Annotated in this window: 6 protein-coding genes; 3 read left to right on the forward strand and 3 right to left on the reverse strand. The window is 65.8% G+C overall.

The features are described 5' to 3' along the window. Window positions 1-2: 2 nt before the first annotated feature. From nadB to QZ186_RS07805, 3 genes are all read right to left on the reverse strand, one after another. On the reverse strand, window positions 3-1640 hold the full coding sequence (nadB, locus tag QZ186_RS07795) for an L-aspartate oxidase (RefSeq protein ID WP_296416355.1): 1638 nt from the start codon (window positions 1638-1640) through the stop codon (window positions 3-5). A 105-nt stretch (window positions 1641-1745) separates the two neighbouring features. Next, entirely contained in the window at window positions 1746-2123 is a 378-nt protein-coding gene (gene psbU / locus QZ186_RS07800) for a photosystem II complex extrinsic protein PsbU (RefSeq protein WP_010313181.1), read from the reverse strand. A 116-nt stretch (window positions 2124-2239) separates the two neighbouring features. Further along, complete coding sequence (locus tag QZ186_RS07805; RefSeq protein ID WP_296416356.1) at window positions 2240-2965, reverse strand: DUF3120 domain-containing protein; 726 nt, start codon at window positions 2963-2965, stop codon at window positions 2240-2242. 97 nt (window positions 2966-3062) lie between these two features. Here QZ186_RS07805 and QZ186_RS07810 point away from each other — a divergent pair, with 97 nt between their 5' ends. The 3 genes from QZ186_RS07810 to QZ186_RS07820 all read left to right on the forward strand — a co-directional run. Then, window positions 3063-3926: an undecaprenyl-diphosphate phosphatase gene (locus QZ186_RS07810; RefSeq protein ID WP_296416357.1), complete on the forward strand. Its 864-nt coding sequence runs from the start codon at window positions 3063-3065 to the stop codon at window positions 3924-3926. A gap of 44 nt (window positions 3927-3970) precedes the next feature. After that, the gene (locus QZ186_RS07815) at window positions 3971-5347 is read left to right on the forward strand and encodes a TIGR03279 family radical SAM protein (RefSeq protein ID WP_296416358.1); all 1377 of its coding nucleotides are present in this window, start codon (window positions 3971-3973) and stop codon (window positions 5345-5347) included. Between the two features lie 47 nt (window positions 5348-5394). After that, on the forward strand, window positions 5395-6296 hold a 902-nt coding region (locus tag QZ186_RS07820), incomplete at its 3' end, for a TolC family protein (protein WP_296416359.1).

Genomic DNA, 6296 nt, shown 5'->3' on the forward strand with positions numbered 1-6296 from the left:
CGTTAGTCCGCCAGGGCCTCAGTGCTGATGCTGAGCCCCTTTCGCTGCACGCTGTGGCGCCGCCAGAAGGGCTGCCTGGCTGGGGCGTCGACGCGGAAGTGACCGCCGCGACTTTCGGTTCTGAAGAGGGCTGACTCCATCAGCAGGGCCGCCACGGTGGCCCGCTGCTTGAGGTCATGGGCCTTGGCCAGCCAACGGACCTGCTCTTGAGACAGCTGCAGAGCTTGGTCGTGCCCCAGTGTTTGGACGGCCTGCAGGAGGGGTTGCCCGCTGAGCGCGCCCTCCAGCTGCTGGCAGGCCCGGTAGCCCGCGAGCAGTTCGTGTCCGTTGCGCTCCACACCGGCCCGCCGCCAGCAGAGGCGTCGCAGCTCCTCGGTCTGCAGCTCGATTGCCTCGAGGCTGATGGGCGGAAGGTCCGTCATGGCCTTGCCAGGCAAGGGCTCTGGCCTGGCGGATGGGGCTGGGGACAGCTCGATGTCCCGCAGTTGCCTGGCGTAGACCAGGCATTCCATCAGGGAATTGCTGGCCAGGCGGTTGGCGCCATGGACGCCGCTGCTGGCGACTTCCCCAACGGCATAGAGGCCAGGGATGGTGGTGGCTGAGCGCGCATCGGTGCGCAGGCCCCCCATGCAGTAGTGCGCTGCGGGCGCGACGGGGATGGGGGCCTCGGTGGGTTCGAGGCCCAACTCGCGGCAGCGCCCCAGGATCGTCGGGAACTGCCGCTCCAGCTTGCTGGTCCCGACGGGCCGCAGGTCGAGCCAGAGGTGAGGGGTCTGCCGCTCCCGCATCCGCTGGACCAGGGCCCGGCTGACGGCATCCCGCGGCGCGAGATCTCCGCCGCTGAGCTGACTGACGGGGCTCTCCCCTTGGTCGTCGACCAGTCGCGCGCCCTCGCCGCGCACCGCCTCTGAGATCAGGAAGTGGGGGGCCCCCGGCAGCATCAAGGCCGTCGGGTGGAACTGAACAAACTCGAGATCGCGGACCGCCGCGCCGGCCCGCCAGGCCATGGCAATGCCGTCGCCGCTGGCCTGTTTGGGGTTGGTGGTGTTGGCGAAGAGGTGCGCCGCCCCGCCGGTGGCCAGCACCACCGCCCGGGATTGGAGCCACTGCACCGTGCCGTCCACCAGCACTTGCAGGCCGCGGCAGTGGCCGTCGCTGATCCAAAGCTGGAGCGCAAGACCCCCTTGGATCCGCTGCAGGCCCGGCCGCTGCAGCACCTTGCGCTCCAGGGCATCCACCAGTGCTCCACCGGTGCGGTCCTGGGCATGCAGGACCCGCCGGTGGCTGTGGGCGGCCTCCAGGGTGGTGCTCAGTCCGCCTTCATGGCGGTCGAAGTCCATGCCCAGCTCCAGGAGCCGCTCGACGCAGGCCGGCGCCTCGCGCACGAGTAACTCGACCGCGGGCCGATCGCAGAGATCCCCGCCCGCCTTGAGGGTGTCCTGCAGATGGCTCGCGAAGCTGTCCTCAGGTCGCGTGACCGCAGCAATGCCCCCCTGGGCCCAGCGACTCGCCGAGCGGGGGGCGCGATCTTTGCTCAGCAGCAGGACGCTGAGACCCTCCGGTAATTCGAGGGTGGCCATCAGGCCTGCGGCACCCCCGCCCACCACGATTACGTCCCAATTGGAGGGAATGGACGGCATCAGGCCAGGACTACTGAGGCAACAAAAAAGCCGTCGGGATGGCCCGACGGCGGTCACCGGCTGCGGAATCTAGACCTCAGCTGAGCGCTTGAAACGCTCAGGCAATCAACGGTATTGGCCGTCGTTGATCCGATCGAAGCCTTCGTTGAGGGCGATGGACGCCGGGGTGACGGTGAAGTTGCCCTTGTACTTCTCCACCAGTTCCTTCTGGCGATCGGTCAGGTCGAGGCTGAACAGGTCGTCAACACTGTTGTAGGGGCCACCCAGCACGATCTTGCCGGCCAGGGTGGGGTACATCCCAGGGAAGGCTTGGAAGCGACGGACCGAGCAGTTGTTCAGGTCGATCTTGTCGCCGCGCTCTGAAATCTTGTCGTCTGCGACGTTGCGCAGCGAGTCGGCCTGAGCGGCGGGGGCGATGATCAGGCTGAGGAGCAGGCCGGCCATCAGCACTCCACTCATGAGCCACGAAACCAGCCGTTTCATTGATAACTCCGTCTGAACGGGAACCACAGGGAGAGGGCTGCTAGGCAGCCAGCCCTGCAAACCTACAAGCAGCGGTCCTCGCGGCTGTGCCCTTGCGTTGAGGCTTTTGCAGTTCTTCAGATCAGCCCACTCCAGTGGGGTGACCAGAGGGCTGCAGCGAGGAAAAGTCCATCCACCGCAAGGGTTGTCGCCATGGCGGCCGCGGCGACTCTCCAGGCGCCATCGGGATGGTGCCAATAACGGCGGCAGAGGTTCAACAGCACCACGCCCGCCAGCAGGGTGACCCCCAGGGGCATGGGCTCCAGCACCCCAAGGGCCGCCTGATGCAGCAGGGCGGTGGCCTGATCGATGGGTGCGTTGAGCACTTCGGTCCAATGGCGCATCACACCGGTCACGGCCATCACACCGTCTGTGGCTGCGGTTCCCACCAAGGAGGCCAGGTAGAAGCTGGCCGCGAGGCGCCAGCGGGTGCCGAGCCCCCCGAGGGCCAGGGGCAGTGCGAAGGCCTCAATGGGTAGATGCCAGAGGGGATGCAGGCGGCACCAGCCCCAAAACAGGCACCCCCCAAGCCAGCTGCCGCTGAAGCCCACCAGCAAGCTGCCGGTGCTGCTCAACCGTTGGTTGGGGTGCTCCGACAGGGCGATCCCCAGGAACAGCAAGGGGGCCGTGAAGAGCGCCGCAGAAAAGGGTGCCAGGCGCACCCAGGGGGCCTGAAGGAAGACCGGCAGGGCCACCAGTAGGCAGCCCGACAGCCAAAGCCCCCAGCCTTTTGCCTCGGAGCCACGGCTTGGCGTTGCCTGGGTCAGCGTCCCTGTGGTGAGGCTGGGCTGCACCCCGAGCACAACGCCTGTAACGAAAGGTATCCAACCTTAAAGGGTGCGCGGCTTCTCAAGGCCTCCCCCCGCGCATAGGGTCTGGCCTGATCCTTGCTGCCCTGCCGTGACCACCCTTCCCCCCACTGAGTCGCTGGGGGTCTTGGAGGCCTGTTGGCGTTTTTTGGTTCTCGGTGTGGTGCAGGGCCTGACGGAGTTCTTGCCCATCAGCAGCACGGCGCACCTGAAGGTGGTGCCGGTCCTGCTCGGCTGGGGTGATCCCGGCGTGGCGGTGACCGCGGTGATCCAGCTGGGAAGCATCGCTGCGGTGATTGGCTTCTTCCGCGAGGACCTCAAGCAGGTGATCCAGGCCTCCTGGCAGGCCTGGCGTGCTCAGCGCTGGGAGACCCCTGAGGCGCGCTTGGGGCAGGCGATTCTTTGGGGCACCCTGCCGATCCTGGTGGCGGGCCTGGGGATCAAGCTCTTTGTTCCGGACTTTGATCAGTCCCCGCTGCGCAGCCTCACCTCCATCGGGATCGTCTCGATCGTGATGGGCCTGCTGCTGGGGCTGGCGGAGCGTTGGGGCAGCCGTCGCCGCGTTCTCGGCGATGTCGAGCTACGGGACGGCTGGCTGGTGGGCCTGGCCCAAACCTTGGCTCTGATCCCGGGGGTCTCCCGTTCGGGCAGCACCCTGACGGCCGCGCTGTTTGACGGCTGGAAGCGTTCTGAAGCCGCTCGCTTTTCCTTCTTGCTCGGGATTCCGGCCATCAGCCTGGCCGGTTTGGTGGAGCTCAAGGATGCGTTTTCACAGCCAGCGGCCGGCGGGGCCCTGCCGCTGCTGGTGGGCATTGCCTCTTCGGCGGTGGTGTCTTGGCTGGCGATTGCCTGGTTGCTGCGTTTTCTGCAGAACCACAGCACCTGGTGGTTCGTCGGCTACCGCGTCTTTTTTGGTCTGGGGGTGATTCTTTGGGCCGCCCGCAGCGTCGCCTGATCCAGCTGCGTCTCAGACTGAAGGCAGGTGTGCAGTAGCGGCCTGTGTGGAATGAGCCTTCGGCCGGGGTGGTCCTGGCCGAGACAAATGGAGAGGTCAGGCTTCCCGCTCCTGCGGTGGTGGATCGCGTCGAGCCGGACTCCATTGGCGATGAGTTGGGGATCCAACCGGGTGACCGCCTGCTGAGCATCAACGGGGTGCGCCCCAGGGATCTGATTGACCTGCAGTTTTTGGTCGGAGAGGAAGAGCTCTGCCTGGAGGTGCAGGACCCCGATGGCAGCGTGCATCGGGTGGAGCTGGAGAAGGATGCCGATGAGGGCCTCGGCCTGGCCTTCACCGAGGCGCTGTTCGATGGCCTGAAGCAGTGCAACAACGCCTGCCCCTTTTGCTTCATCGACCAGCAGCCCCCGGGCCATCGCCGCAGTCTTTACGTCAAAGATGACGACTACCGGCTGAGCTTTCTCTACGGCTCCTACCTCACCCTGACGAACCTCTCGGCTGCCGATTGGGAGCGGATCGAGCAGCAGCGCCTCTCGCCCCTCTTCGTCTCGGTGCACGCCACCAACCCGGAGCTTCGCTCCCAGCTGCTGGTGAACCCCAGGGCGGCGTTGCTGCTGGAGCAGTTGGCTTGGTTCCAGCAGCGGCAGCTGCAGATCCATGCCCAGGTGGTGGTCTGCCCGGGCCGCAACGACGGCGAGGCTCTCGAGCAGACCCTCAGGGATCTCTCGGATTTCGCCGGTGGGGAGTGGCCAGCGGTGCTCTCTGCTGCCGTGGTCCCCGTGGGCTTGACCCGTTATCGGCCCGATGGGGATGGCTTGGTGCCGGTGGACCGGTCCTGCGCCCAGCGGGTGATCGCCCAGGTGGAGGCCTTGCAGGAGGGATTCCGGGAGCGCTTCGGTAGCCGTTTCGCGTGGCTCTCGGATGAGTGGTATCTGATGGCGGGCTATCCCCTGCCGGATCGGGCCGACTACGAGGACCTGCCCCAAGAGGGGAATGGGGTGGGGAGTATTCGCTCTTTTCTGGAGGCGATGGATGAGGCCACCAGCGATCTGCCGGCTGCCCTGGCGGCCCCCAGGCGGGTGAGTTGGGTGGTGGGGCAGTTGGTGGCGGAGGCCCTGCAGCCGGCGGTGGACCGTCTGAACCAGGTCGAAGGCTTGGAGGTGCTGCTGAAGGGCCTGCCCAGTCCCTACTGGGGTCAGGATCAGGTCGTAACGGGATTGCTCACCGGTTCAGACCTGCTCGAGGGTCTGGAGGGCGCGGAGCTGGGTGATGAATTGCTGTTGCCTGCTGTAATGCTGCGTCAGGGTGAACCGATCTTTTTAGACGACCAACCCTTTGAGGCCGTTGCGGCGCAACTGAAGTCCCCTGTGCGCCTGGTGCATGGGGCGGACGACATCGTGGCCGCCTGCCTGGGCGAATAACGAACCGCTGATTAAAGTTCCAGCAGAATTATTTCGAAGGATTTCGAGTGGGCCGCTTTTTTCGCTCAATCGCTGCGGCCACCGGTTTCTCCCTGTCCCTTGCCACTCCGCTGGCCGCGGCAGCGGCTGAAGAGGCTGCAACCGCTCCTCAGGCAGCCCCCAAGCTGGAGCTGATTGATCCCCCGCCGGTGCCTTTGCCATCGGCGTTCAGCACCAAGGGCCAGCGCCCGAAGTCCAACCCGACGGTGCTTCCTCCGGCTGCCACCAAGCTCGATCCAGCCCTTCAGCGACTGGCGGCCCCGGCGACTCTGGCTTTGCCGGATAAAACCGACCAAATCAAAATCGTTGAGCTCCGCCCGCTCTCACTCCAGGACGTGGAGAACCTGGCGGAAGTCAATAACCCCAATCTCAAGGCGGTCGCGAGCCGCGTTGATCAAGCCCAGAGCAACCTGCGGGCGACGATTGCCGCTTGGTACCCCAGCTTTGATTTCACGACGGGCAACCAGTTCCCGTCTTGGACCTACGGCCGTCAATACAACTATCTGAACTCCATCGGTTCAACCACCGAAGGCGGCAACACCCAGACCAACCGTTGGGCGGCGACGGCCAACCTCGGCTTCAACTGGGATCTGATCAATCCCCAGCGGGTTCCCCAGGTCAGTGCGGCCCGTGATGCGTTTGAGCAGGCGAAGAACACCTATCTGATCGCCCTGCGCGACCTGCGTCTGCAGGCCTCTCAGGCCTACTTCCAGCTCCAGTACAGCGACGACAACGTCCGGATCGGTCAGACCTCCGTCCAGGCCTCGCTGGTCAGCCTGCGGGATGCCAGGGCCCGCTACCAGGCGGGTGTGGCCACCAAGCTGGAGGTGCTTGAGGCGGAAACCCAGCTCGCGCGTGATCAAGACCTCTTGACGACAGCGCTAGCGACCCAGGCCAATGCCAGGCGCGA

The organism is Vulcanococcus sp. DEBay_Sum29NL08_54, from assembly GCF_017859255.1.
GTDB lineage: Bacteria > Cyanobacteriota > Cyanobacteriia > PCC-6307 > Cyanobiaceae > Vulcanococcus.

What these genes read in the sequence shown, in the direction of transcription:
- nadB (WP_296416355.1), bottom strand. Translation starts at nt 1,640, where the DNA reads ATGCCGTCCATTCCCTCCAATTGGGACGTAATCGTGGTGGGCGGGGGT.
- psbU (WP_010313181.1), bottom strand. Translation starts at nt 2,123, where the DNA reads ATGAAACGGCTGGTTTCGTGGCTCATGAGTGGAGTGCTGATGGCCGGC.